The organism is Chryseobacterium oncorhynchi, from assembly GCF_002899895.1.
In the GTDB taxonomy this organism is placed as follows: domain Bacteria; phylum Bacteroidota; class Bacteroidia; order Flavobacteriales; family Weeksellaceae; genus Chryseobacterium; species Chryseobacterium oncorhynchi.
This window is the reverse complement of sequence record NZ_PPEI02000024.1, coordinates 1-572: the sequence shown is the minus strand read 5'-3', so window position 1 is coordinate 572 and position 572 is coordinate 1. Positions and strand designations below refer to the sequence as shown.

Here is a 572-nt window from a genome sequence, read left to right as displayed (position 1 = left end):
TCCTTGCCGTGCAGAAGCTCCGGGAAGGTGTTCTTCAGCATGTAGGGGCCAGTGGTATCGAGAATTCGCCAGCAACCGAAAACCTGGGCTTCAGGAGTATCTTCCTGGATCAACATGTAATAAGGACTGAGTGCGTCATAACCATCGATTTCCATCTCGTCGATGACACTAACGTCCCAGCCTTTGCGCTCCTTGAACACTTGAGCACGCAACTTGTGCATCTCGCCCAGCAGTTTTTTATCGAACTCTTCGCGCCGACCACTTTGTACGATCATCTTCACTTCCTCCAAATAGGAAGCTGAAGAATTTATGCAAATTTCAGAATTTTATAACTAGCAAATGAGATAGATTTCGGTGAACCCGGACCCTTGCTAGGCTCTAAGAAACGTCCGAAAAGATCAGAGCAATGGCTTCACACGAGAGAACACAGCCCCAAAACATGGCCTTCCGGGCAAAGGCCACCCGCACCGCCCGACGGGAAAGCCAGGAAACTTTCTGGAGCCGCTTCGGGATAAGCCAATCCTGCGGCAGTCGTTTCGAGAATGGCGAGAACCTGCCCTTCCCTATATACC

Annotated in this window: 1 protein-coding gene and 1 pseudogene; one reads left to right on the top strand and one right to left on the bottom strand. The window is 50.5% G+C overall.

Features of this window, described 5'->3' with window-relative positions; translation table 11 throughout:
* A pseudogene (lasI, locus tag C1638_RS22055) lies at positions 1 to 275 on the bottom strand (acyl-homoserine-lactone synthase LasI); the annotation flags it as partial.
* 131 nt (positions 276 to 406) lie between these two features.
* Here lasI and rsaL point away from each other — a divergent pair.
* The coding region (gene rsaL / locus C1638_RS22665) for a quorum-sensing transcriptional regulator RsaL (protein WP_109624086.1) at positions 407 to 572 on the top strand (166 nt) is incomplete at its 3' end.